Source organism: Streptomyces shaanxiensis (genome assembly GCF_039537145.1).
GTDB classification, from domain to species: Bacteria; Actinomycetota; Actinomycetes; order Streptomycetales; family Streptomycetaceae; genus Streptomyces; species Streptomyces shaanxiensis.
Window position 1 is genome coordinate 1,295,127 of record NZ_BAAAZY010000010.1, and the last position, 23,185, is coordinate 1,318,311.

Sequence of the window (23,185 nt, forward strand, 5' to 3'; positions counted from 1 at the left end):
GGGGCGGAGACGCCGAGCAGGGGCGCGGGGCTGTTTCGATATGCGGCTCCGCCGCGTGGGCGCGACAAGCCCCACCGGCCCCGCGGCCTGCGAACCACCGCACCAGGCAGACGCTCCCCAGCCAACTCACGCACCCGCAGTCGATCACGCGCCGGACACACCACGGCCTCCCACCGGAGGGAACCCCGTCAACTTCCGGCCACCCCACGTTGACACGCTGACCGAGTGTTGGCCATGGCTTTCCCCGTCGATCTCCGCCGCTGCCAGATTCTCGGTCTGGCCGGCACCGCCTTCCTCGCCCTGGGCGGTGAGACGGCCGGTGCGCTGCCGGTCCGGGAACTCCTGGCCCCGTCCTCGGCGCACGCGGCCCTGGGCCTGGTCGGCGTGTACTTCGGCGTCGTCCTGCTGATAGCGGCATGGCTGCTGCTCGGCCGCCTCGTGCGCAGCGCCGACCCGCCGACCCCGCGCGCCCTGCTGCTGGTCCTGGCCGTCTGGGCGACGCCGCTGCTGATCGCGCCGCCGCTGTTCAGCCGGGACGTGTACAGCTACCTGGCCCAAGGGGCCATGGTCGACGCCCACATCGACGTGTACGCATACGGGCCCGCCCACCTCGGCGGCCCGCTCGCCGACGAGGTCGCCCCACTGTGGCGGCACACCGCGGCACCCTACGGCCCGGTGTTCCTCGGCGTAGCCTCCGCCCTGTCCGGACTGACCCGCGGTGAACTCCCCGCCGGGCTCATCGGCATGCGCCTGATAGCGCTGCTCGGCGTGGCGCTGATGGCGGCCGCGCTGCCGCGCCTCGCCCGGCACAGCGGTGCCGAACCGGCCGCCGCGCTGTGGCTGGGCGCTTTGAACCCGCTCGTGCTGCTGCACCTGGTCGCGGGCGCCCACAACGACGCCATCATGCTCGGCCTGCTCGGTGCCGGTCTGGTCGCGGCCCTCGGCCGCTGGCCCCTCCTGGGAGCCGTGCTCGTCACGCTCGCCGCCCTGGTCAAGGCGCCCGCCGCGCTGGGCCTCGCCGCGGTCGTGCTGCTGATGATGCGAGCCGGCCATCACGTGGCCAAGGCCGTGCTCACCACGGTGGCCGCCTCCGCCGCGACCACGGTCGCCGCAACGGCCGTCGCGGGCACGGGATACGGCTGGATAGGCGCCCTGGACACCCCGGTCTCCCCGCAGAACTGGGCGCTCACCAGCCTGCTCGGCCGGGCCACCGCCTCCCTGCTGGACGAGATCGGCAGCGATCTTGCGCCGCTGGCCGTCCCGGCGTGGCACGTCTTCGGTCTCGTACTCACGGCGGTCCTCGTGGTCCTCATATGGTGGCGCTGGCGTCCGCGCCCCGTGTACGCGCTCGGCCTGAGCCTGGCCGCGGTGGCCGCGTTCGGACCGGCGATCCGCCCCTGGTACGCCCTGTGGGGCCTGTTCCTCATCGCCGCCGCGGCGCCCAGCACGTCGGTACGGCACCGGGTGGCGGCCCTGACCGGAGTGCTCGCGCTGGCCGTCCTGCCCAGCGGCGGCTCCGCGGACGTCGGCCAGTTGGTGCTGGCGGTCTCCGGGGGCGCGCTCGCCGTGGTCGTCCTGTGGCAGGCACATCTGGCCGCGCAGGCCCCGGCTCTGGAGCGCACCGCATGAGACTCCCGCGCACCGACCGCGGCCGGCTCGCCCTCGTGGTCGTACTCGCCGCCGTCGTGATCGTCTTCACCGCGACCGTGCCGCTGCTGCGCGACTGGTTCGACCTGCGCGTCTACTACGGCACCATCGACAGCTGGATCCATCACGACGGCCGCATCTACGACTACCGGGTGCCCGGCACCATGTACGGCTTCACGTACCCGCCGTTCGCGGCCGTCGTCATGCTGCCCATGGCGCTGGTCGGTCTGCACGTCGCGATCGCCCTGGCGCTGCTGCTCAACCTGGCGGCACTCGCCTTCGCGCTGCGCGTGCTGGCCGGAAGGTCCTGGCGGCGCTACGGCTGGTACGGCTGCGCGCTCGTGGCCTGCGTGCTGGCGCTGTTCGAACCGCTGCGGGACACGTTCAGCTTCGGCCAGGTGAACGTCCTGCTGCTGGCGCTGGTGCTCCTCGACTGCTGGCTGCTGTCCACGGGGCGGGAGCGCTGGGCGGGTGTGGGCATCGGCCTCGCGGCCGCGATCAAGCTGACGCCCGCCGCGTTCATCGGCCTGCTGCTGGTGGCCCGGCGCTGGCGAACGGCCGCCGTGGCGACGGCTGTTGCGGCCGCGGCCACGGCGCTGGCGGCCTGGGTGGCCCCCGACGCCTCCCGCTTCTACTGGACGCACGCCATGTGGGACACCACCCGGGTGGGCCGCCTCGACTACGTCTCCAACCAGTCGGTGCAGGGCATCCTGGCCCGGCTCGGAGTTGAGGACCGCGCGGTCTGGGCGGTGGTGGTCCTGCTGGTCCTGGGCGTCTGGGTGGCGCGTACCCGGCGGGCGGTCGTGGCGGGGGACTGGAGGGCGGCGTTCGCCCTCACCGGGCTGACCGCCTGTCTGGTCAGCCCGATCACCTGGGTCCACCACCTGGTGTGGCTGCTGCCGTCCTTCGCCGTCCTGGTCCGCGCCGGACACGCCCGGATCGCGGGGGTCCTGTACGCGGTGCTGTGCACCAGTGTGGTGTGGCTGTGGTTCGACGACGCGTCCGGCGTGGACGGCTTCCTCGGCAGCAACACGTACGCCTGGATCACGCTCGGTCTGCTGCTGTGGCTGCCGGTCGGTCAGTCCGGGTCCACCCGCTCGAAGAACCTGGCACGCAGCACGAGCGAGATGAAGCCGGCCCCCATACCGGCGGCGCCGGCGATCGCCCACGCCTCCGCCCAGCCGACCCCGGACGGCTGCGACCGCCCCCCGCCCTCCGGTGCCACCGCGGCCACCACGGGCCCCGTCACGGGCCCCGGCCTGGGCTTCGCCCGCAAGGCGTCGAGCGACCCCACCGGTTCGACCCGCCCGGCCGCGTCGAACCCCCAGTCGAGCAACTCCCCGGCCTCCTCGTAGACGGCGAACCCGCCGCCCGCCCGAGGGTTCAGCACGGTGACGACGAGGGTGCGATCGCCGTGGCGGGCGGCGGCGACGAGCGTGTTGCCCGCCTTGCTGGTGTAGCCGTTCTTGATGCCGATCAGCCCCGGATAGGGGTCCACGCCGTCCGCGCCGGTCAGCAGCCGATTGGTGTTCCGGATCTCGTACGACCAGCCGTTCCTGCCCGGGAACCACGCGTCCGCCATGCCGCAGTACCGGGCGAAGTCCGCGTTGCGCAGCCCTGCCCGGCCGAACACCGCCAGGTCGTACGCCGACGAGACCTGGCCGGGCGTGTCGTAACCGTCCGGGGACAGCACCCGCGTGTCGAGGGCGCCCAGCGCACGGGCCTTGTCCTGCATACGGGCGGCCGTGAAGCGCCAGCCGCCGTTCATCGAGGCCAGCACCCGCACGGCGTCGTTGCCCGAGCTGAGGAACACCCCGCGCCACAGATCGGCGACCTTGTACGTCCGTCCCTCGGCGACCCCCACGAGACTGCTGCCGGGCCCGATCCCCGCAAGCTCCTCCTCGCTCACCCGGTGCCGGATGCCGACGGGCAGCGTCGGCAGCACGGTGAGGGCGAACAGCGTCTTCAAGGTGCTGGCGGGCGGCAGTTCACGGTGCGCGTTGCGCGCGGCGAGCACCTCGCCGGTGTCGGCGTCGGCCACCAGCCACGACAGCGCGGAGACCCGCGGCGGCCGGGGTACGTCGGCGTGGGGCCGCGCATGAGTGCCGGGCCGGTACAGCAGCGCCGGTCGTGGTGTCGTCGCCTGTTGCCCGCCGGGCGGGTCGGGGTCGGGCCCGGTGCGGGCGACCGCGGCTGTCGGCGCCAGCGCCAGCAGGCCGGCCGCGCACAGCGCGCAGGTGGCCACGAGGGTTCGGGAGGCAAATCCGATCTTCATACCGCCAACCTAGGAACGCGGCCGTCGTCCACCGCGCTGCCCGGGCCGGGCGGGCCGCGCCGGCACCCGGACGGGCGATGCCCGTGGTGGTGTGTCAGTCGCTGGGCAGCGTCGGCTGGATCCGCCGCAGGAACGTCGCGTTGTCGGGCGTCTCCCGCATGCGCTCCAGGAGGGTCTCCAGATTGGCCTGGCCGTCCCGGGTCTGCAGGGCCCGGCGCAGGCCGCGGACGGTGGTCAACTCGGCCGGGGGCAGGAGGAGTTCCTCGCGCCGGGTGCCGGACGGGTTGATGTCGACGGCGGGGAAGACCCGGCGGGAGGCGAAGTCACGGCTCAGGCGCAGCTCCATGTTGCCGGTGCTCTTGAGCTCCTCGAAGAAGAAGTCGTCGGCCCGGGAACCGGTTTCCACCAGTGCCGTGGCGAGGATGGTGAGCGAGCCGCCCTCCTCGGCGAGCCGCGCGGCGCCGAAGAACCGCTTCGGCCCCTGCAGGGCGGCCGCGTCGACGCCGCCGCTCAGGGTGCGGCCACCGGACGCGGCCGCGTTGTTGTGCGCCCGGCACAGCCGGGTCAGCGAGTCGAGCAGGATGACGACGTCCTCGCCCGCCTCGACGAGCCGCTTGGCCCGCTCGATCACGAGCTCGGCCAGCGCGATGTGCTGCTTGGGCGCCCGGTCGAAGGTGGAGGCGTACACCTCGCCCCGCACCGAGCGTCGCATGTCGGTGACCTCCTCGGGGCGCTCGTCGAGGAGCACCACCATCAGCCGGCACTCCGGGTGGTTGCCGGCGACGGCCGCCGCGATCTGCTGGAGCAGCACGGTCTTGCCCGTCTTGGGCGGGGCCACGATCAGCCCTCGCTGACCCTTGCCGACGGGCGCGATCAGATCGGCGACGCGCCCGGTCAGGCCGGCCGCCGGGTGTTCGAGGCGCAGCCGCTCGCGCGGGTGCAGCGGGGTGAGGTCACGGAAGTGCGGGCGAGTGCGCGGCTCCTCGGGCGGGCGGCCGTTGACGCGCGCCACCTCGGTCAGGGAGCGCCGCTCGCCGCGGACGCCGTCCACGAGGTCGCCCTTGCGCAGGCCGTACCGCTTGATCAGCGCGGCGGGAACCTGCAGGTCGGACGGCGACGGCAGGCAGCCCTCGGCACGCAGGTGCCCCTTCCCGCTCGCGTCGATGTCGAGGACTCCGGTGCCGGCCCGGGCCGGGAGCTGCTGCTGGACTGGGGGATTTTCGAGTGTGGTGGTCATGGTGGTGGTGTCCTTTCACGGACGGACGGCATGAGACATGCGAAGGGAAGGGAGAGCCGCGAGAGGAAGGCGGGCAGAACGAGCGCGCCTTCGGGCGGCGGGAACGTCACCTCGCGCACGGCGTCGAAGAGCCGACGACAAAAGACGTGCTCACGAGGTGGTGCCGGGAAGCTGATGCGCCGACCGCGACGGCCGGGAAGGATCAGCGATCTGAAGGGAAACTCGCACCGGCGCCCACAACAGGGCGTACACAAGTGCTAATAGCACGGTACCACAGCGGTAGGGCGCCCGGTGCGACGTCAGTTGTCGATTCGGCCCGGTCCCGTTCGTCGGTGGGGTGTAGGAAGCTCGTGAGGACCGGGAGGACCCATGAAGTACATGCTGCTCGTCTGCGGCGACGACACCGCCGACGCCTCGGGAATGGCCCCCGTCGAGCCCTGGGTGGAGGATCTGGGCGACCGCCGTGTACGCCTGCACGGCCACCGTCTGGCGCTCCCGGACCGGGCCGTGACCGTGCGGGTGCGCGACGGCGAGGTGCTGCGCAGCGACGGCCCGTTCGCGGAGACGAAGGAGTACGTCGCCGGCTTCGACATCCTCGAGTGCGAAAGCTTGGAGGAGGCGATCGAGGCGGCCGCGCGGCATCCCGTCGCCACCATCGGGGCCATGGAGGTGCGGCCCTTCTGGGAGGACGAGGACGCCGAGGCGCAGATCCGCGCGCTCGACGCCGAGCTGACCTCGGCGGCGCGCGAGCGGGACGTCGACCGCATGGTGGCCTGCTACGCCCCGGACGCGGCGGCGTTCGCCGACGGCCGGGAACACCGCGGGACCCACGCCCTGCGCAAGTCGATGGAAGAACTTCTGGCCTCCCTCACCGGCCCCGTCAGCCGCGAGGTGCTGGACTTCCGTGTCCACGTCGACGAGAGCGTCGCCTTCGGTCACGCCCTCGTCCGCCTGCGCGCCACCCGCACGGACGGCACGCGAGTCGGCGACCGGCTGCACGTCACCACCGGCTACCGCAACGTCGGCCTGCGCTGGCTGATCGCGCACGAACATGTCTCTCTCGACATCGAGGAGCGGTCATGAAGTACGTCCTGTTCATCTGCACGCCGGTCGACGGCGAGGAACTCAGCCCCGAGGAGATCGCCGAGGATCCGCGCTTCACCGCGTACATCGATGAGGTCCGCGGACGCGACGTCGTCAAGGGCGGGGCCCGCCTGCGGCCGCACACCGACGCCACCACCGTGCGCGTCCAGGGCGACGAAGTGCTGCTCAGCGACAGGCCCTTCGCGGAGTCCAAGGAGTACGTCGCCGGAATCGACATCATCGAGGTCGCCGACCTGGACGAGGCCATCGCCCTGGCGTCCCGGCATCCCGCGGCCCTCGGCGGCGGCTCGGTGGAAGTACGGCCGGTCTGGGAGTGAACGACACGAACGGCGTCGAGGAGGCCGTCGCCGCGGCCTTCCGCGAGGAATGGGGCCAGGTCGTCGCCACCCTGATCCGGGTGACCGGCAACTGGGACCTCGCCGAGGAGTGCGCACAGGACGCCTTCGCCCAGGCCCTCGACCGATGGCGGCGCGACGGGGTGCCGCGCCGCCCCGGAGCCTGGCTCACCACGACCGCCCGCAACCGCGCCCTGGACGTGCTGCGCCGGGAGGCGGTGGGGGCGGCGAAACTCCGGGAGGTGGCGGTGCCGGCCCGGGACGAACCGTCGTACGGACCTGATGACGACGGCGCGGACAGCGGGGTGCGCGACGACCGGCTGCGGCTGATCTTCACCTGCTGCCATCCCGCGCTGCCCATCGAGGCCAGGGTCGCGCTGACGCTGCGTACGCTCGCGGGCCTGACCACACCGGAGATCGCCCGCGCCTTCCTCGTCCCCGAGGCGACCATGGCGCAGCGCTTGGTGCGGGCCAAGCGGAAGATCCGCAACGCCGGCATCCCGTACCGGGTACCGCCCGCGCACCTGCTGCCCGAGCGCACGACGGGTGTGCTCGGCGTCGTCTACCTGCTGTTCAACGAGGGGTACGCCGCCACCGCAGGCGCCGATCTCGTCCGCACCGACCTCTGCGCCGAGGCGATCCGCCTGGCCCGCGTCCTGGCCCGCCTCATGCCCGACGAACCCGAGGTGCTCGGCCTGCTCGCCCTCCTGCTGCTGCACGACGCCCGCCGGCACACGCGCGTGGACGCCGCCGGAGACCTGGTCACCCTGGAGGACCAGGACCGCTCGGCCTGGGACCGGGCCGAGGTCGACGAGGGCGCCGCCCTGGTGGAGACCGCGCTGCGGCGCGGCCGCCCCGGGGCGTACCAGATCCAGGCCGCCATCTCCGCCTGCCACACCACCGCGCCCACCGCCGAGGAGACCGACTGGGCCGACATCGCGGCCCTGTACGGCGAGTTGGCCCGCTTCGTGCCCTCCGCCGTCGTCCGCCTCAACCGCGCGGTCGCCGTCGGCATGGCCGAGGGCACGGAGGCGGGCCTCGCCCTGGTGGCGGAGTTGGAGGAGCAGGGCGAGCTGGCCGGGTACCACCTGTTGCCGGCGACCCGTGCCGATCTGCTGCGCCGCAGCGGCCGTACGAAGGAGGCGGCGGAGGCGTACCGGCGGGCCCTGGAACTGGTGGAGAACGACGCGGAACGCCGGTTCCTCGAAAGGCGGCTCGCGGAGTGTCGATCCGCGTAGGGGCCGTTCGTCGGTGGGGTGAAAGAGCCCCTACGACACTGGAGACCCCGATGGCCACGCACGCCCCCGCGCGCCGCACCGGCAAGGTGCACGAGATCCTCGCCTCGCTGCTGCGGGCCTGCCGAACGCATTCTGCCCCAGGCGGCGGACCGGGCACGCCCGACGTCTGGCTCGCCGGACTCCGCCTGCGAGGTTGAGTGGAGGCGTACCCAGGGCCCGGGCGCGGGCGTCACGCCGACCGCGCCTGCGCCTCCCTCACGCCGAGCGCTCCGCCGCCTCCTTCTCGATCTGCTCGAACTGCGCCCCCATGGCCGCGGCCAGAGCCTGCGCGCCGGACAGCGGACGGACCATCACCGTGAACTCGTCGATCAGGCCGTCCTCGTTCAGCCGGAGGAAGTCGCAGCCGGTGATCTCCCGGTCGCCCACGCGCGTGGCGAAGACCAGCGCGTGGTCACGGCCGCCCGGGTCGTTGATCTCGCGCACATAGCGGAAGTCCTGGAAGACCCGCATGACACCACGCAGGATCGCCGCCGTGATCGCCTTGCCGGCGTACGGCTTGAACACGACCGGGCTGGTGAAGACGACGTCCTCCGCCAACAGGGCCTCGATGGCGTCGGCGTCGCCCGCCTCCACCGCCTCGCGGAACGCGCGCATCGGATCACCTCATAGTCAATTAGTTGAGTAGGTGCAGATGAGAATAATCACCTGCTGTTAACGTGTCCACATGTCCCTGAAGTACGCCGTTCTCGCCTCCCTCCTCGAGGGCGAGGCCTCGGGCTACGAGCTGTCCAAGGTCTTCGACGTGTCGTTCGCCAACTTCTGGCCCGCGACCCCGCAGCAGCTCTACCGGGAGCTGGAACGCCTCGCGCAGGACGGCCTGGTCGAGGCCCGGTTCGTGCAGCAGGAACGGCGGCCGAACAAGCGGATGTTCACGCTCACCCCGGCCGGACGCGAGGACCTGCGCGCCTTCGCCGTCGAGCCGCCCCGGCGGCCCACCGCCGTCCGTGACGAGCTCCTGATCAAGCTCCAGGCCATGGAGGACCCCGAGGCCGCCCACGCCCTGGTCGAGGAGCGCATGACCTGGGCGCGCGGCAAGCTCGACCGGTACGAACGCGTCCGCGACCGCCTCCTCGACGGGCGGACCGAGGACGAGTACCTGCGTGAGTCCGACCGCGTCGGGCCGTATCTGACGCTGCTGCGCGGCATCTCCTTCGAGGAGGAGAACCTGCGCTGGTGCGAGCGCGTTCTCGGCGTCCTGAAGCACCGAGCTGCGTGGGGGTGACGCGAATGTTCAGCCCCGAGGGCCCGTCCCTGCGCGAACTCGTCGTCCAGGCACTGTCGTCCGTCGAGCGCGGATACGACCTGCTCGCCCCGAAGTTCGACCACACCCCGTTCCGCACACCGGACTCCGTGCTGTCCGCCGTCGCGACGGCGCTCGGGCGCACGGGCCCCTACGACGACGGACTCGACCTCTGCTGCGGTACGGGCGCGGGCGTGGAGGTGCTGGCAGAGGTGTGCCGGCGCAGTGTCACCGGCGTCGACTTCAGCGCCGGCATGCTCGACGTCGCCCGGCGCCGGGTGGGGGTGGACGAGCCGCGCGTCGCCTGGGTCCGCGCGGACGCCCGTGCCCTGCCGTTCGCCCCCGCCTTCGACCTCGTGGTGAGCTTCGGCGCGTTCGGCCACTTCCTGCCCCGTGAGCTGCCGGGGCTGTTCGCCCAGGTCCACTCCGTGCTGCGGCCCGGCGGGTGCTTCGCGTTCCCGGTCGTCGCCCCGGCGGGCCCCACGTCCCCGGCCTACTGGATGCTGCTGGGCTTCGACGCGGTGATGCGGGTGCGCAACGCCGTGTGGCGGCCGCCGTTCGTCATGTACTACCGGGCCTTCCGGCTCGGGGAGGTGCGGAGCGAGCTGGAGCGCGCCGGTTTCCAGGTGGAGCTGCGAGCCCTGCGCGAGTTCGGGCGGCGGCGGGACGGGAGCCCACGCGTGCGGATGGTGGTGGCGCGACGCCGCGCGGACTAGGTGGGTTGGAATTTCCTACCCTGATCTTCGGAGAGGGTTTGTTTTTCAAACTGACCGGGCTAGGGTGAGCCCGTGACCGCGATGACCGACACCCACATCCGCATCGACCCCAAGTGGTGGTCCTGGGAGGGGGCGCACGGTGGCCATGTCGCCGCCCTCGCCCTGACCGCCGTACGTGACCGGTTCGCCGGCGGCGCCCACCCGGTCCGCATGCTGACCACGCACTATCTGGCCCCGGTCGACGAGAGCCCGCTGCACTTCTCCGGTACGGCCCCCGCCACCGGCCGCCGCACGGCGACCTGCGTCTTCACCGGTCACCAGAACGGCGAACCGGTCCTCCTCGGTTCGGCACTGTTCGGTGCGGGGCGCCCAGGACCGTCGCACGACGGGCACCCGGCCCCGCAGGTTCCCGGACCCCAGGACTGCGTGCCCCTGGAACTCCCCGAGGAGCTGTCCCCGTTCGCCCGGCAGTTGGCGATCCGCCCGGCAACCGATGACCTTCCGCTGGCCGGCGGCGACAAGGCCGAACTCACCGCATGGATCCGCTTCCTCGACGGCCGCGCCCTCGACGCCCCGACGGCCGTCACCCTCACCGACGTCCTCCCGCCCGCGCTGTACGCCCGCTGGCGCACTCCGTGCCCGGTGCCCACCGCCGAACTCACCGTCCACCTCACCGACGCCCTCGACGACGGCACCCACGAGGGCTGGGCCCTCGTCCGGATCCGTACCGAACACGCGGGCAACGGCTGGGCGGTCGACGACAGTGCGGTCTGGTCGGCGGACGGCAGGCTGCTCGCGCTCGCCCGGCAGTCGCGGGTCGTGCGCGCTCAGCCCGCCGCGGGGAGCGTGAACTCGTAGACCAGGGCGTCCTGTTGGGCGTCCACGACGAGATCCGTGATCTCCAGGGGGCGGGCGTGCTGGTCGTGCACCCGCCGGGTGACCCGTACCGAAGGCGCCCCCGGGAGCCGGGTGATGGCGTCCCGATGGTGCAGCGTGAGGCCGGCCCTGCGCATCCAGTCGTAGGCGCGGCGCAGCTGGGCGGACCCGGTGTCGTGGGCGCGGTCCCGATAGCGGGCCAGCTCCGCCACCTCGGCGAGCGCCACCGCGGAGAAGGACGTCACGGCGGTGCGCCGGCCGCGTCCGTCGGCCCCCGCGGACTCGTAGCGGTGGATCAGGGTCGGGCAGTGCGGGGCCAGTCCCAGAGCCTCGGCGTGCTCCGGCGGGGGAGCCTCCCAGGCGACCGTGGCCAGGTCCACGGCGCCTGGGTTCGTGGCCCGGGCGCCGATGGGGAAGGTGAGCGAGGTCGCGGTCTCGACCGGCGGACCGGACAGGGTGGCATGGCTGCCCCGCCGGTCCGTGGCGACCAGGCCACTGTGGCGCAGCACCTCCAGCGCCTGCCGTACGGTTTCCCTGCTGACCCCGAAATTCTCCGCCAACCGCCTTTCCCCCGGCAGCCGTTCACCCGGTGGGATGGTTCCGTCGCGCAACTCGTCGAGCAGCTCGGTGGCGACCCTCCAGTACAGCGGCTGCGCTGTGGTGAGCGGGCGGTCGTGCGGAGTGGTGCGGGCCATGCCGCGCCTCCTGTTGGTGACGTGTCGTAGTCGTGCGGGCTCCTTGCGTCACCAGATCTAAGCAGTGGTCTAAACCACCAGGGAAGGGTGGTCCGTCACTTCGGCCGAAACGGCCCGGGCGGACCGGCGCTCACAGGGCGCCGTACAGCGCGTCGATCAGCGCCATCTTCCGTGGGTCATCGGCGATATGAGGGCCCATGCTGTTCATCGCATAGCCCAGCGACACCCGGGCCTCCGGATCCGCCAGCCCGCAGGAGCCGCCGAAGCCGTCGTGTCCGAAAGCCTTCGGGTTGGGCCCGTACGAGCCGTTCGGCCCGCTGAGCCACAGGCCCAGGCCGGCCTCGGTGTCGTGCTCGAACCCGGCCCCGAGCACCAGATCGCGGCAGCTGCCCTGCCCCTCACGCACCCGCTCGGCCGCCTCGGGGGAGAGGACGCGGTGGCCGTCGTACGATCCGCCGCCCGCGAAGATCCCGTACAGCGCGGCGATCGCCCGCGCCGTGCCGTGACCGTTCGCGGCGGGGATCTCGGCGGCCCGCCACTCGGGCGAGTTGGCCTGAGCCGCCCCCACGGCGGGGTTGACCAGCGCGGCCAGCGCGGCGGGCGCCAACTGGCTGAAGATCGCGGCCTGTTCACTGGTCGACGCGACGGGCGGCTGCACCAGCTCGGCCACCCGCCCGGCGTCCTTCTCCGGCACCCCGATCGCGAAGTCGATCCCGAGCGGCCCGGTCACTTCCCGCTCCAGAAAGGCCCCGGGCAGCAGCCCCGACACCCGCCGCACGACCTCCCCGACCAGGAAGCCGTACGTGAGCGCGTGATATCCGGACCCCGTCCCCGGCGTCCACCAGGGCTCCATCGCCGCGAGTCGCTGAGTCGTCAACTCCCAGTCGCAGAGCTGCTGAAGCGAGTGCGGCTCCCGCAGGCCGGACAGACCGGCGCGGTGCGACAGGAGATGCCGTACGAGGACCCCGTCCTTGCCCGCGGCGGCGAACTCCGGCCAGTACGCGGCCACCGGCGCGTCGAGGTCGAGCAGTCCCCGGTCGGCGAGTATGTGCGCGCACAGTGCCGTCGGCCCCTTGGAGGTGGACCACACGTTGACCAGCGTGTCGCGGTCCCAGGGGCGGCTTCGTGCCGCGTCGGCCCACCCGCCCCACAGGTCGACGACGGTCCGGCCGCCGAGCGTGACGGCGACCGCGGCGCCCAGCTCCCCGCGCTCCCGGAAGTTCGTCTCGAACGCCGTCCGCACCGCCGCGAACCGCGGATCGCAGTGCCCGTGCACCTGCGCCTCGTGCTCCGTCATGGGCCGTCCCTCGTCGTCCGCCGGAAACCCGGGCCGCGACACTGCGACCCGGGCTCCCTGAACGTACCGACTGGTCGGACTGGACGGAAGGTGCCGGGCGCCCCCAAATCACGGGGAAGGGCCCCGCAGCGCGTCCACGGCCTGCTCGGCCCGGCCCGCTCAGCCGTGCGAGCGCAGCCAGTCCAGCTTGGCCGCCTCGTGGAAGGGGCCGCCGCCCTCGTGGTCGTTGAAGTCGTACACCTCGATGGCCTTCTCGCTGTGGCTCCAGGCGTTGAAGGCCGCGAAGACGGTCGAGGGAGGGCAGGTCTGGTCCTCCAGGGCCGCCGAGAAGAAGGCGGGTGCCCGGCCGCGGGACGCGAAGTGGACGCCGTCGAAGTAGGACAGGGTGCGCAGGACGTCCTCGGTGCGGCCCCGGTGCGTCTTGAGGTAGAGGCCGATCTCGCGGTACGGGTGGCGGTCCGTCAGGGTCGCCGCGCGCGGGTAGTCGCACAGGAACGGCACGTCCGGCGCGATCGCCGTCAGGTCCGGCACCAGACCACCGACCGCGAGCGTGATGCCACCGCCCTGGCTCGCACCCAGCGCGACCGTGCGCGAGGCGTCGGTCAGCGGGTGCGAGCGAGCGGCCTCCACGGCACGGACCGCGTCCGTGAACACCCGGCGGTAGTAGTAGTTCTCGGGCGCGTCGATGCCACGGGTCATGAACCCGGGGTAGGCCGGCGCGGCGCCCACCGGGTCAGGGGTCCCGCCGCCGGCGCCCCACGCGCTGCCCTGGCCGCGGGTGTCCATCATGAAGTGCGCGCGGCCCGTGGAGGCCCACAGCAGGTTCTCGTGCGGCAGGCCGCGCCCGCCGCCGTAGCCGATGTACTCCACGACCAGCGGCAGCGGCTCGGTGGCGCCGGCGGGCAGCCGCAGCCAGCCCTTCACCGGGTGACCGCCGAACCCGGCGAACGTCACGTCGTACACCTGCACCGTGGACAGGCCCGTGTCGACCAGCTCGAAGCGGGCGTTGAGATCGTGCCCGCGTGCCTCCTCGAGAGTCTTGGACCAGAACGAGTCGAAGTCCTCGGGCTCGACGGACTCGCTGCGGTACTCGCGCAGTTCGTCGAGCGGAAGGTCGAACAGGGCCATGGAGGACCGCCTTTGCGGAGAATGCCTGCGGATGATCACACCGTACGTGGGTGATCGGACGACTCGCCAGATCTTTGCCGCGCGGAGCCCCTACGATGGCGCCATGACGACTGCCGTCGATCCCCCGGTCAGGGCCGCGGAACTGCTGGTCAGGGATGCCGAACTGCTCGTCGTGGACGGAGGGCGGGAGATCCCCGGCGGCTGGCTGGCCGTCACCGATGGTCGGGTGACCGCAGTCGGCGGCGCCGGGAGCGAACCCGAGGCCCGCACGACCGTCTCGGCGGCCGGACGGCTCGTCACCCCGGGCCTGGTCAACACGCACCATCACATCTACCAGAACCTCACCCGCTCCTACGCGCCCGCCGTGAACGGCTCCCTGTTCGACTGGCTGACCACCCTCTATCCGCTCTGGGCGGGCCTCGACGAGGAGGCCGCGTACGTGTCGGCGTACGTCGGTATGGCCGAGCTGCTGATGGGCGGCTGCACCACGTCGTCCGACCACCTCTACGTCCATCCCCGACCGCGCCTCGTCGACGCCGAGATCGGCGCCGCCCGCGACATCGGCTTCCGCTTCCACGCCACCCGCGGCTCGATGACCCGCTCCACCGAGGACGGCGGGCTGCCGCCGAGGAGTGTCACGCAGACCGAGGAGGAGGTGCTCGCCGACAGCGAGCGCCTGATCGGGGCGTACCACGACCCCGAGCCGGGCGCGCTGGTGCGGGTCGCGCTCGCGCCCTGCTCACCGTTCTCGGTGACCAAGGAGCTGATGACCGCGACCGCAGAACTCGCCGAGCGGCACGACGTACGGCTGCACACACACCTCGCCGAGGACCTCGACGAGGACACGTACTGCCTTGAGACGTACGGCTGTCGGCCCGTCGAGTACTTCGAGGAGACCGGGTGGATGAGCGACCGCAGCTGGGTCGCGCACTGCATCTACCCGAACGACGCCGAGCTGCGCCGCCTCGCGGCCGCGGGCGTCGGCGTGGCGCACTGCCCCAGCTCCAACATGCTCATCGGCGGCGGCACCGCGCGCGTGCAGGAGATGCGCGAGCTGGGCCTGCCCGTCGGCATCGGCTGCGACGGCTCCGCCTCCACGGACCACGCCTCCCTCTGGATGGAGACCCGGGCCGCGCTGCTGCTGGGCCGGTACCGCGGCGGACCCGGCGCGATGACCGCCCGCGACGCCCTCGACATCGCCACCCGCGGCTCGGCGCGCTGCCTGGGCCGGGACGACGAGCTGGGCCATCTGCGGCCCGGGGCCTGCGCCGACCTCGTCGTCTGGGACCTGCACGAGGTGGCGCTGGCCGGTGCCCTGAGCGACCCCGTGGAGGCATGGCTGCGGTGCGGGCCCGCCCGGGCCTGGACCACGGTGGTCGCGGGCCGGATCCTGGTCGACCGAGGCGAGCCCCGGCTGCCCGGGCTGGCGGATGCCCTGCGGGCACACAGCGGGATCGCACGACGGATGCAGCGGGGGGCGTAGCGACGGCACACAGGGTTCACGCCCTGCGGCCCGTCCAGTCCGGCTCGATGCGGGCCCAGTCCCGCTCCCACTCGCCCATGCGGCGCCGCATCGCCGCATGCCGTACGACGGCGTGGCCGAGGAGGATCACGGCGACCGCGCCGGCCGTCGCGCACACGCCGACGGTGACGGTGTGCTGCCAGACCGCCGTTCCGTCGGCCGGCGGGGCCACGCTGCGGCCCCGGGAGTCCAACCACACCCGGACGGTCTCGCCGGCCCGTGTGCCGACCGGGACGCGCGCCATGGCCGTACGCGCACCGTCTCCGGGTTCCGTCCAGCGCACCGTCACCTCTGCGGCCGGCTGCCGTCCGCCGTGCGCGGTGGGCAGCGCCTCCGACGTCCCGTCGACCACTTCGGCCCGGACATGACGGCGATCGGCGCGCTGCTCGCGGGCCGTGGCCCGGGCGTCGTCATGAGCCCACCAGCCCGCCGCCACCCCGACCAGGGGAGCGACGACGACCAGCAGGACGGCCACGGTCCGTAAGGCCCACGCCGCCGTGACATCCGACCGGCGCCGCAGCGGATTCGGCCGCCGGCGCCGGCCACTTACCTGGCTTCGCATGCCGTCCAGGTACCCCGCGCACCGGACTTCGTTCCTGACAATCCCGGACGAACACGCGTCCCCGAGCGGGGCCGCTGATCAGCCGAAGCGCTCGATCCGGATACGGTCCACGGGCTGACCTGCCGCCACGAGCAGCCGTGAGGCGTGCTCCGCGAATGCATTGGAGCCGCACACATAGGCCTCCCACCCACCGGGAGGCTGCTCGGCCAGGAGCGGCGCCACATGTGCTGCGGCCATACGTCCCACCGGCACACCCTCCGGCGCACTCTGCGTGAACACAGGCGTGGTCTCCACGTCGTACTCCCGCGCGTAGATCAGCTCCTGCGGGCTGCGTGCCGACACCAGCAGCCGCAGCGGCACGTCCAGGCTCCGCGTCCGGTGGTGCCGCACCATCGACATCAGCGGCACGACACCGGAGCCGGCGCCGATCAGCAGCGCGGGCCGGTCCCCGGGCCAGGCGAAGAAGCCGCTGAGCGGGCCGCGCACCTCGACCGAGTCGCCGGGCTTCGCCACCGTGTGGAACCAGCCGGACACCTCACCGCCCTCGACGTGGTCGAGGGTCAGCTCGATGTGCCCGGAGTCGTCCGGCGCGGACGCGATCGAGTAGTGGCGCTGGGCCACATAGCCGTCCTCGGCGGTCAGCCGCAGCATCAGATGCTGGCCGGGCAGATGACCCTCCCACGCGGGCACCGCCAGCCGGAAAGTGGCGGCGTGCGGGGTCTCCCGGCGGATCTCGGTGACCGTGGCGGTCTGCCACACCGCTGCGGCCCGGTTGCTGACGGCGATCCGGCCGGGCACGGCGAACCGGCTCGGGGGAGTGAACACGTCGGTCCTCGTTACCTCAGTCACCGGAGTACCGCTGCTCCTCCCAGGGGTTGCCGCGGGCGTGGTAGCCGTTCTGCTCCCAGAACCCCGGCTCGTCGTGGTCGAGGATCCGCAGGCCCGCGATCCACTTGGCGCTCTTCCAGAAGTACAGGTGCGGCACCAGCAGCCGTGCCGGGCCACCGTGCTCGGGAGCGAGCGGCTCCCCTTCGTACTCCCAGGCGATCCAGGCCCGCCCGCCGGTGAGGTCCGCCAGCGGCAGGTTCGTGGTGTACCCGGTGTGCGAATAGGCGACGGCATGGGTGGCGGACCCATGGGGCCGGGCCATATGGAGGAAGGTGTCCAGCGACACGCCCCCGAACCGCACGCCGAACTTCGACCAGCTCGTCACGCAGTGGATGTCGCCCTCGTACGCCGACGCCGGCAGCTGGTGCGCTTCGTCCCAGCTCCAGGTCCGGGGCTCCTCGACGAGACCGTCGACGCGGAAGGACCACTCGGCGGGTGTCAGCTCGGGTGTGACCTCGGCGGAGAGGACGGGCCAGTCGTCGCCGGCGTCGTACTGGCCGGGCGGCAGTCCGGCGTTCTGGACGCGGGGGCGTCCGGTGAAGCCTCGGGTGACGTTCATGCGGGTGGGGCCTCCAGGCCGCCGTGCGTGCGGTCCGCGGGTCGGGCGTGATCAGTACGTATTCATTCAACCGTACGCGTTCGCGCAGGTTCCCCGATGCCCGGGACCCCGCGTGATCGTTGGGGTAGGGTGGCCGTCCGGTCGGGAGGGTCCCGGCATGCGGAGCGCGGGAGGTGAGACCCATTACCGCTGTGTCAGGTCGGGTGCTCTCATCTCGAATCGGCGCGGATCACCGCCTTTAGGCGACCGCGAGAGCATCCTTCGGTTTCCGAAAGGCTCTCGGCATTCATGCCCCCTCTCACTTCTTCCTCGCCCGCGTCCCCCTCGCCGCTCTCGCGCGACTTCGTGGTGACCGCACTGCGGGCCGCCGGCTGTGTCTTCGCCGAGGACGAGGCCCGGTTGATCCTGGCCGCCGCCCGAACCCCGGACGAGCTGACCGCCATGGTGGAGCGCCGGGTCACCGGCCTGCCCCTCGAACTCGTCCTCGGTTGGGCCGAGTTCCGCGGTCTGCGCATCGAAGTGGAACCCGGCGTCTTCGTCCCCCGCCGGCGCACCGAGTTCCTGGTCGAACAGGCCCTCGCCCACGCCCCGGACCCGTCCGTCGTCGTGGACCTGTGCTGCGGCTCGGGCGCGGTCGGCGCGGCACTGGCCGCCGCACTCGTCGGGGTCGAACTGCACGCCGCCGACATCGACCCGGCGGCGGTGCGCTGCGCCCGCCGTAACGTGGCCCCCTTCGGCGGGCAGGTCCACGCGGGCGACCTCTTCGAGGCGCTGCCCGGCGCCCTGCGCGGCCGCGTCGGCATTCTCGCGGCGAACGTGCCCTACGTCCCCACCGGCGAGGTCGGCCTCCTGCCCGCCGAGGCACGTGACCACGAGCCGCATGTCGCGCTGGACGGCGGTCCGGACGGGCTGGACGTTCTGCGCCGGGTCGCCACCGAGGCGCCCCGATGGCTCGCGCCCGGCGGCTGCCTGCTGATCGAGACGAGCGAACGTCAGGCGCCCACGGCTCTGGAGGCCTTCGCCGGCAGTGGGCTGTCGGCGCGTCTGGCCGTCTCCGAGGAGCTGTACGCGACGGTCGTGGTCGGCCTCAACTGAGCCGGCCGGAGAGCCGGGTCAGGTCTGGGCACCGCTCTTCGAAGGGCTCTCCGAGGGGCCGGAGCCGTTCCGATCCCAGTGGCGCTGCCCGGGGAGCTTGCCCCGCCAGTCACCCGGCCCCCGGTCCCGGTCCTTCTTCCACTCGCCCCACTCGTCCCAGTCGCCCGCGAGTACCCGGGAGGCCTTCCTGGTGTCGTCGTCGGACCGGGTGCCCGCGAGGAATGTGTCCTCGCCCTTCTTGAGGGCGCCGGTGCCGGAGCTCTTGTCCCCGTCATGACGCACGGTGGCGTCCGAGTCGACGGTCCACGTCCACTCGGTGCCGTCCTCGCTCTTGACGGTGACCTGGTCGCCGTCGACCTTCTCGATGGTGCCGCGCTGCCAGATCCGTACGACCCACTCGTCGGTGTCGGGGTCCGTGACGGTGGCCTCACCGTGCACGCCGCCTCCGCCGAAGCCGAACCAGCCGTGCCCGTGCCGTTCGCGGGGCGCGTCAGGTGATGGTGAGGCCGGTCCGGGACGCGGCCGGCGAGGCACCGTCGCCCGAGCCCGACGACGTGGCGGCGTACGCGACCGTACCGCCAAGGGCCAGTGCGGCGACCGTGGCCGCCGCGGTCACCGCCCGGGCCCGGACGGACTGCCGCTGCCACAGCCCGCGCAGCGCCGCACCCCGGATGCTCTCCCGCTCCGGACCGCCCGGTCCCGTGAGGACCTCGAAGTCCGTGCCGCCCGGCTCCGCGCCGGCATGGTGTCCCTGATCCGGATCGTGTGTCACGGCTCGCTCCCATCGGTCACGGCACCCGGCATCCCCATGCCATGCCTTGCTGTGATTGTGGGTCGCGGACGATAAGGAACAAGTAATCAGTTCCTGTGAGAACGCGGCGCGCGGCAAGACCGCTCGTCGGCGCCGTACCCGTCAACTCGGCGGCAGCACCCGGGCGATGAGCAGCGCCACGTCGTCGGAGTTGTCGGGCTGGTGCAGGGTGCGCAGGAGGAGGTCGCAGCACTCCTCCAGGGGGCGGTCGGGGTCGTCGAGGAGTTCCAGGAGCGCGTCGAGGCGCTCGTCGAGGGGATGCTGCCGGGTCTCGACCAGTCCGTCCGTGTAGAACACCAGCCGGTCGCCGGGCTCGAGGTCGACGGTCGTCGTCGAGAAGGCGACACCGCCCACGCCCAGCGGTGCTCCGGTCGGCAGTTCCAGGAGTTCCGGTGCGTGGCCGGGGCGGACGCGGACGGGAGGCAGATGCCCGGCGTTGGCGATCCGGCACTGCCGCAGCCGTGGGTCGTGGACGGCGTAGACGCAGGTCGCGATGGAGTGGTCGAGGCCCTCGGTGATCTTGTCGAGGTGTTCCAGGAGCAGGGTCGGTTCGAGGTCGAGGGAGGCCAGCGTGTGCGTCGCGGTGCGCAGCCGGCCCATGGTGGTGGCCGCGTCGATGCCGCTGCCCATCACGTCGCCCACGACGAGCGCGGTCTTGCCGTCCTCCAGCGGGATCACGTCGAACCAGTCGCCGCCCACCTCGGCGCTGGCGCCCGCGGGCTGGTAGCGGGAGGCGACCTCCAGGCCGCCGGTCACCGGCGGATGGCTGGGCAGCAGGCTGCGCTGCAGGGTGAGGGCGGTGTCGCGGGCGTTCTTGTACCAGCGGGCGTTGTCGATCTGCACGGCCGCGCGGGCGGCCAGCTCACGGGCGAGCAGCAGGTCGTCCTCGCTGAACGGCAGCGGATTGCGGGTGCGCTTGAGGTCGAGGGCGCCGAGCACCTCGCCGCGCGCGATCAGGGGCACCGCCAGATAGGAGTGCACGCCCGCACGGCCCAGCTGGACGGCGGCCTCGGGGGAGCGGGCGATCCGGGGCAGGTCACTCTCCTCGACCCGGGCGACCATGACCGGGGCGGCAGTGCGCACGCACTCGGTGACGAGGCGGTCGGGGCCGTAGCGGGCGACCTGTCCGGGCGGGTCGGCGGCGTCGAGGGCCTCCGTGGCATGCCCGGTCTGCACGGCCAGGGCGCGGATCACCGCCGATTCGGTGGGCCCGAGGCTGCTGCGTCTGCCCTCCATCACGGCTTCCAGCAGATCCACGGCCGCCACGTCGGCGAGCTCCGGCACGGCGACGTCGGCCAGCTCGTGCGCCGTGCGGTCCAGGTCCAGCGTGGTGCCGATCCGCGCGGAGGCGTCGGCGATGAGAGCCAGGCGCCGCCGTGCCGTCTCGGCCTCGACTGCGGCCTGGTGCTGCTCGGTGATGTCCACGGCCATGCCGGCCACGCCCAGCACCGACCCAGCCGTGTCATCCAGCCGGTAGAGGGAGATGTTCCAGAAGTGCTCGCGGTCCGGGTCGGCCGGGGTCCGGCCCACGATGCGCTGGTTGATGAGCGGGTCACCGGTCCGCAGCACGTCGCGCAGGGCCGCCTCGATGGCGTCGGCGTCGATGCCGGGCAGCAGCTCGCGCGGCGTATGACCGATGTGGTCCTCGGCGGGGATGCCGTTGAGCTCCGCCAGCGCGTCGTTGACCGAGACGTACCGCAGCTCGGTGTCGAGGACGGCCAGGCCGACCGGAGCCTGCGCGATCGTGCGCGTCGACAGCGCCACGTCCCGCTCCAGCCGGCGGACCGTCGTCTGGTCGGCGCACAGGCCCAGCGCGTAGACGTCCCCCTCGTCGTCGAGCAGCCGCATGTTGCGGAACTCCACCAGCCGCGTGCTGCCGTCCTTGCGCCGGATCGGGAAGGCGCCGGCCCAACCCTGACCGGTCTCCATGACGTCGGCGAACAGCTTGACGACCAGGTCCAGGTGCTGTTCGTGGACCATGATCCGGGCGGCGTACTGGCCCAGCGCCTCGCGCGCGGGATAGCCGAACAGATCCTCGGCCTGGGGGCTCCACAGCACGATGCGCCCCTCGACGTCGAGCACGACCGAGGCCACGCCCAGCACGTCGAGCAGCCCGCTCGGCCCCACCGGCCCGCGCTCGGGCTCCTGGCCCTCGGGCACGGGACGTTCGGCTGCAGACATCCGCACCGCCTTCGCCCATCCTCGCGGCACGCCGTTCCCCCGTGCCGACTCCCCTTGTTCTACCGCGTTCAACCGGATTCGGGCCCCCTTGGTCGTTCACCTCCACCATCCCTCAACACGACGGGGAACGTCCGACGAAGCGGTCACGAGGGCACGGGACTGTGGTCGATCAGACAGTGCACGTTCACCGCCTTGGTCTGTACATGACCACACCGTCCCGCCAGACTGTCCGCCGACACGCTCCCACCCCCCCAAGGAGTCGCTCCCATGGCCCTGCGTGCCCGGCAACGTTGTCATGCCGTTCTCTCCGGCCTCGTCGCCCTCGCCTCCGCCGCGGTGCTGTCCACCGCGACCCCCGCGCAGGCCGCCGACACCTGGACGGAGGTGGGCTCCGACCGCGCCGACCCGCTGACCGAGAGCCAGGGCCTGACCTCCGTCGAGGTCCCGGCCAACAGCGCCAACCGCTACACCGGCATCGGCACCATCCCCACCTCGCTCAGCAGCCGCGGCTGGAACCACGTCGGTGACCCCGACGCCTCCTACAACGGCTACTACGTCGAGCCGTACCAGGCGGACTCGGGCAGCGCGAAGATGTTCCGGGTGCAGGCGCCGGACGGGACCTGGTCGGAGTACGTCCACACGCTCGGCTCAGGGGAGGCACTGAACAACTCCTTCGCCGCCATCTCGCCCGGCGGCCAGTGGATGGTCTCGGGGGAGTGGGGCACCATGACCCGCCTGCTGGTCCACCCGACGCCCGGCGTCAACCCCGGCACGTCCCCCTCGGCGAACCTCCCCTGGACGTCCAGCATCCGGCTGGACCGCGCCGTCCGCGACGTCCAGGGCTGTGACTTCCTCGGTGCCACGACCCTGCTGTGCTCCTCCGACGACCCCGCGGGCACCCTCTTCGGCATGACCAAGCCGCTCCTCCAGATCGACCTCTCCGCCGAGCCCGGCGCCTCCGACGTGACCGGCCGCGTCACGGCCCTGCGCCAGCTCCCGCTGCGCAGCTCCTGCTCCGGCGACTTCGAGACCGAGGGCATCGACTACGACCGCCGTACCGGCACCCTGCGCGTGATCGTCATCTCGCCGGGCTTCTGTGTGCTGACCGACAGCAAGACGTACCGGTTCACACGCGGCTGAAGCGTGGACGGAAGCCTCTGCCGGTGCGGACGGGATCACTCCGTCTGTGCGGACCGGAAGGCTCCGCCGGTAGTGCTCCGCCGGCCGTGGTGCTTTTCTTGGGGTTGGGGTCCGGTTCCGCGGGCTACCCGTGGCACCGCGGCGCGGCCACGAGAGGAGCGATCACGATGGATCGTGAACGAATGCACGAGGAACCCGTCTCCGTCGAGATCAGCGGATGCAGCAAGGAGGACGCCCGGATCGTCTTCGACACGCTGTGCACGTGCTTCGAGTCCGACCGGGGCCCCGACGACGTGCCGCAGCAGCTCCATGAGACACGCCCCATGGTCTGGCTGGGCACGTTCGAGGTCACCGACACGCACGAGTGCCCGCCGCCCGCGCGGCTCTCGTCGTCCGTCGAGGCCGACGCCCAGGGCGGCTATTGGGCCATCGAACGGCTCCGTACCACGCTGGACTCCCTGTTCACGGTGCACGACCTCACCTCCGCCTCGGGCGACCAGGAGCGCGAGCTGCACGTGGTGCTGAAGAGCCGACCCGGCGTCGCATGACGAGAGCGCCCGGCCGCTCATGACGAGCCGT

Annotated in this window: 23 protein-coding genes and 1 pseudogene; 12 read left to right on the forward strand and 12 right to left on the reverse strand. The window is 72.5% G+C overall.

The annotated features are described in order from the left end of the window. The first annotated feature begins 234 nt into the window (after nt 1-234). Together mptB and ABD932_RS19235 are read left to right on the forward strand one after the other, a co-directional pair. Nucleotides 235-1,629 carry a polyprenol phosphomannose-dependent alpha 1,6 mannosyltransferase MptB gene (gene mptB, locus ABD932_RS19230; protein WP_345014262.1) on the forward strand — a complete coding sequence of 465 codons (1,395 nt, stop codon included), beginning with the start codon at nt 235-237 and terminating at the stop codon, nt 1,627-1,629. Then, entirely contained in the window at nt 1,626-3,002 is a 1,377-nt protein-coding gene (locus ABD932_RS19235) for a glycosyltransferase 87 family protein (protein ID WP_345014263.1), read from the forward strand. The genes mptB and ABD932_RS19235 overlap by 4 nt, the downstream gene beginning before the upstream one ends. An 86-nt stretch (nt 3,003-3,088) precedes the next feature. Here ABD932_RS19235 and ABD932_RS19240 read toward each other — a convergent pair. Both ABD932_RS19240 and rho read right to left on the reverse strand, forming a co-directional pair. Continuing rightward, a pseudogene (locus ABD932_RS19240) lies at nt 3,089-3,922 on the reverse strand (D-alanyl-D-alanine carboxypeptidase family protein); the annotation flags it as partial. Nucleotides 3,923-4,016: 94 nt separating this feature from the next. Then, nucleotides 4,017-5,159 carry a transcription termination factor Rho gene (gene rho, locus ABD932_RS19245; RefSeq protein ID WP_345014264.1) on the reverse strand — a complete coding sequence of 381 codons (1,143 nt, stop codon included), beginning with the start codon at nt 5,157-5,159 and terminating at the stop codon, nt 4,017-4,019. 369 nt (nt 5,160-5,528) lie between these two features. On the opposite strand from rho, the gene ABD932_RS19250 reads away from it, so the two are divergent. From ABD932_RS19250 to ABD932_RS19260, 3 genes are read left to right on the forward strand one after another with little or no spacing between them, the layout of a single operon-like run. Next, entirely contained in the window at nt 5,529-6,242 is a 714-nt protein-coding gene (locus ABD932_RS19250) for an SgcJ/EcaC family oxidoreductase (protein WP_345014266.1), read from the forward strand. After that, a complete protein-coding gene (locus tag ABD932_RS19255) occupies nt 6,239-6,580 on the forward strand; it encodes a YciI family protein (protein WP_345014268.1) in 342 nt (113 codons plus the stop codon). The genes ABD932_RS19250 and ABD932_RS19255 overlap by 4 nt, the downstream gene beginning before the upstream one ends. Further along, nucleotides 6,577-7,836, forward strand: coding sequence for an RNA polymerase sigma factor (locus tag ABD932_RS19260; protein WP_345014270.1), 1,260 nt, complete (start codon nt 6,577-6,579; stop codon nt 7,834-7,836). The genes ABD932_RS19255 and ABD932_RS19260 overlap by 4 nt, the downstream gene beginning before the upstream one ends. A gap of 255 nt (nt 7,837-8,091) precedes the next feature. On the opposite strand, the gene ABD932_RS19265 is transcribed toward ABD932_RS19260, so the two are convergent. Further along, nucleotides 8,092-8,490 carry a nuclear transport factor 2 family protein gene (locus tag ABD932_RS19265; RefSeq protein WP_345014272.1) on the reverse strand — a complete coding sequence of 133 codons (399 nt, stop codon included), beginning with the start codon at nt 8,488-8,490 and terminating at the stop codon, nt 8,092-8,094. A gap of 70 nt (nt 8,491-8,560) precedes the next feature. Here ABD932_RS19265 and ABD932_RS19270 point away from each other — a divergent pair, with 70 nt between their 5' ends. From ABD932_RS19270 to ABD932_RS19280, 3 genes are all read left to right on the forward strand, one after another. Next, complete coding sequence (locus tag ABD932_RS19270; protein WP_345014274.1) at nt 8,561-9,118, forward strand: PadR family transcriptional regulator; 558 nt, start codon at nt 8,561-8,563, stop codon at nt 9,116-9,118. 5 nt (nt 9,119-9,123) lie between these two features. Then, nucleotides 9,124-9,852 (forward strand): class I SAM-dependent methyltransferase, encoded by a 729-nt coding sequence (locus tag ABD932_RS19275; protein WP_345014276.1) that lies wholly within the window; start codon nt 9,124-9,126, stop codon nt 9,850-9,852. An 81-nt stretch (nt 9,853-9,933) separates the two neighbouring features. Further along, on the forward strand, nt 9,934-10,710 hold the full coding sequence (locus ABD932_RS19280; protein ID WP_345014478.1) for an acyl-CoA thioesterase: 777 nt from the start codon (nt 9,934-9,936) through the stop codon (nt 10,708-10,710). Here the strand turns inward: ABD932_RS19280 and ABD932_RS19285 are convergent. The 3 genes from ABD932_RS19285 to ABD932_RS19295 all read right to left on the reverse strand — a co-directional run bounded on the left by ABD932_RS19285 (nt 10,680) and on the right by ABD932_RS19295 (nt 13,848). After that, nucleotides 10,680-11,423, reverse strand: coding sequence for a GntR family transcriptional regulator (locus ABD932_RS19285; RefSeq protein ID WP_345014278.1), 744 nt, complete (start codon nt 11,421-11,423; stop codon nt 10,680-10,682). The two genes, ABD932_RS19280 and ABD932_RS19285, sit on opposite strands and share 31 nt — an antisense overlap. A 130-nt stretch (nt 11,424-11,553) precedes the next feature. Beyond that, nucleotides 11,554-12,720, reverse strand: a complete 1,167-nt coding sequence (locus ABD932_RS19290) for a serine hydrolase domain-containing protein (RefSeq protein WP_345014280.1) — start codon at nt 12,718-12,720, stop codon at nt 11,554-11,556. Nucleotides 12,721-12,879: 159 nt separating this feature from the next. Continuing rightward, nucleotides 12,880-13,848 (reverse strand): acetylxylan esterase, encoded by a 969-nt coding sequence (locus ABD932_RS19295; RefSeq protein WP_345014282.1) that lies wholly within the window; start codon nt 13,846-13,848, stop codon nt 12,880-12,882. 103 nt (nt 13,849-13,951) lie between these two features. Between ABD932_RS19295 and ABD932_RS19300 the strand changes: the two genes are divergently transcribed. Beyond that, complete coding sequence (locus tag ABD932_RS19300; protein ID WP_345014284.1) at nt 13,952-15,331, forward strand: 8-oxoguanine deaminase; 1,380 nt, start codon at nt 13,952-13,954, stop codon at nt 15,329-15,331. A 16-nt stretch (nt 15,332-15,347) separates the two neighbouring features. Here ABD932_RS19300 and ABD932_RS19305 read toward each other — a convergent pair whose 3' ends face one another. From ABD932_RS19305 to ABD932_RS19315, 3 genes are all read right to left on the reverse strand, one after another. Further along, entirely contained in the window at nt 15,348-15,932 is a 585-nt protein-coding gene (locus tag ABD932_RS19305) for an Rv1733c family protein (protein WP_345014286.1), read from the reverse strand. A 78-nt stretch (nt 15,933-16,010) separates the two neighbouring features. Then, nucleotides 16,011-16,781 (reverse strand): ferredoxin reductase, encoded by a 771-nt coding sequence (locus ABD932_RS19310; protein WP_345014288.1) that lies wholly within the window; start codon nt 16,779-16,781, stop codon nt 16,011-16,013. Next, nucleotides 16,774-17,379: a sulfite oxidase-like oxidoreductase gene (locus ABD932_RS19315; protein ID WP_345014290.1), complete on the reverse strand. Its 606-nt coding sequence runs from the start codon at nt 17,377-17,379 to the stop codon at nt 16,774-16,776. The genes ABD932_RS19310 and ABD932_RS19315 overlap by 8 nt, the downstream gene beginning before the upstream one ends. A gap of 288 nt (nt 17,380-17,667) precedes the next feature. Here ABD932_RS19315 and ABD932_RS19320 point away from each other — a divergent pair, with 288 nt between their 5' ends. Continuing rightward, entirely contained in the window at nt 17,668-18,474 is an 807-nt protein-coding gene (locus ABD932_RS19320; RefSeq protein WP_345014292.1) for a putative protein N(5)-glutamine methyltransferase, read from the forward strand. An 18-nt stretch (nt 18,475-18,492) separates the two neighbouring features. On the opposite strand, the gene ABD932_RS19325 is transcribed toward ABD932_RS19320, so the two are convergent. From ABD932_RS19325 to ABD932_RS19335, 3 genes are all read right to left on the reverse strand, one after another. Then, entirely contained in the window at nt 18,493-18,912 is a 420-nt protein-coding gene (locus ABD932_RS19325) for a hypothetical protein (protein WP_345014294.1), read from the reverse strand. 52 nt (nt 18,913-18,964) lie between these two features. After that, the gene (locus ABD932_RS19330) at nt 18,965-19,246 is read right to left on the reverse strand and encodes a hypothetical protein (RefSeq protein WP_345014296.1); all 282 of its coding nucleotides are present in this window, start codon (nt 19,244-19,246) and stop codon (nt 18,965-18,967) included. Nucleotides 19,247-19,387: 141 nt separating this feature from the next. Next, a complete protein-coding gene (locus ABD932_RS19335) occupies nt 19,388-21,466 on the reverse strand; it encodes a SpoIIE family protein phosphatase (protein WP_345014298.1) in 2,079 nt (692 codons plus the stop codon). A 267-nt stretch (nt 21,467-21,733) separates the two neighbouring features. Here ABD932_RS19335 and ABD932_RS19340 point away from each other — a divergent pair, with 267 nt between their 5' ends. Then, the gene (locus ABD932_RS19340; RefSeq protein ID WP_345014300.1) at nt 21,734-22,606 is read left to right on the forward strand and encodes a hypothetical protein; all 873 of its coding nucleotides are present in this window, start codon (nt 21,734-21,736) and stop codon (nt 22,604-22,606) included. Nucleotides 22,607-22,773: 167 nt separating this feature from the next. Next, complete coding sequence (locus ABD932_RS19345) at nt 22,774-23,154, forward strand: hypothetical protein (RefSeq protein ID WP_345014480.1); 381 nt, start codon at nt 22,774-22,776, stop codon at nt 23,152-23,154. Nucleotides 23,155-23,185: the final 31 nt, after the last annotated feature.

Excerpts from the sequence above, each read along its gene's own strand:
- ABD932_RS19345 (WP_345014480.1), top strand. The coding sequence starts at position 22,774 with ATGGATCGTGAACGAATGCACGAGGAACCCGTCTCCGTCGAGATCAGC.
- ABD932_RS19315 (WP_345014290.1), bottom strand. The coding sequence starts at position 17,379 with ATGAACGTCACCCGAGGCTTCACCGGACGCCCCCGCGTCCAGAACGCC.
- ABD932_RS19280 (WP_345014478.1), top strand. The coding sequence starts at position 9,934 with ATGACCGACACCCACATCCGCATCGACCCCAAGTGGTGGTCCTGGGAG.
- ABD932_RS19335 (WP_345014298.1), bottom strand. The coding sequence starts at position 21,466 with ATGTCTGCAGCCGAACGTCCCGTGCCCGAGGGCCAGGAGCCCGAGCGC.
- ABD932_RS19250 (WP_345014266.1), top strand. The coding sequence starts at position 5,529 with ATGAAGTACATGCTGCTCGTCTGCGGCGACGACACCGCCGACGCCTCG.
- ABD932_RS19320 (WP_345014292.1), top strand. The coding sequence starts at position 17,668 with ATGCCCCCTCTCACTTCTTCCTCGCCCGCGTCCCCCTCGCCGCTCTCG.
- ABD932_RS19255 (WP_345014268.1), top strand. The coding sequence starts at position 6,239 with ATGAAGTACGTCCTGTTCATCTGCACGCCGGTCGACGGCGAGGAACTC.
- ABD932_RS19235 (WP_345014263.1), top strand. The coding sequence starts at position 1,626 with ATGAGACTCCCGCGCACCGACCGCGGCCGGCTCGCCCTCGTGGTCGTA.
- ABD932_RS19300 (WP_345014284.1), top strand. The coding sequence starts at position 13,952 with ATGACGACTGCCGTCGATCCCCCGGTCAGGGCCGCGGAACTGCTGGTC.
- ABD932_RS19295 (WP_345014282.1), bottom strand. The coding sequence starts at position 13,848 with ATGGCCCTGTTCGACCTTCCGCTCGACGAACTGCGCGAGTACCGCAGC.
- rho (WP_345014264.1), bottom strand. The coding sequence starts at position 5,159 with ATGACCACCACACTCGAAAATCCCCCAGTCCAGCAGCAGCTCCCGGCC.
- ABD932_RS19270 (WP_345014274.1), top strand. The coding sequence starts at position 8,561 with ATGTCCCTGAAGTACGCCGTTCTCGCCTCCCTCCTCGAGGGCGAGGCC.
- ABD932_RS19285 (WP_345014278.1), bottom strand. The coding sequence starts at position 11,423 with ATGGCCCGCACCACTCCGCACGACCGCCCGCTCACCACAGCGCAGCCG.
- ABD932_RS19265 (WP_345014272.1), bottom strand. The coding sequence starts at position 8,490 with ATGCGCGCGTTCCGCGAGGCGGTGGAGGCGGGCGACGCCGACGCCATC.
- mptB (WP_345014262.1), top strand. The coding sequence starts at position 235 with ATGGCTTTCCCCGTCGATCTCCGCCGCTGCCAGATTCTCGGTCTGGCC.
- ABD932_RS19290 (WP_345014280.1), bottom strand. The coding sequence starts at position 12,720 with ATGACGGAGCACGAGGCGCAGGTGCACGGGCACTGCGATCCGCGGTTC.
- ABD932_RS19340 (WP_345014300.1), top strand. The coding sequence starts at position 21,734 with ATGGCCCTGCGTGCCCGGCAACGTTGTCATGCCGTTCTCTCCGGCCTC.
- ABD932_RS19275 (WP_345014276.1), top strand. The coding sequence starts at position 9,124 with ATGTTCAGCCCCGAGGGCCCGTCCCTGCGCGAACTCGTCGTCCAGGCA.
- ABD932_RS19305 (WP_345014286.1), bottom strand. The coding sequence starts at position 15,932 with ATGCGAAGCCAGGTAAGTGGCCGGCGCCGGCGGCCGAATCCGCTGCGG.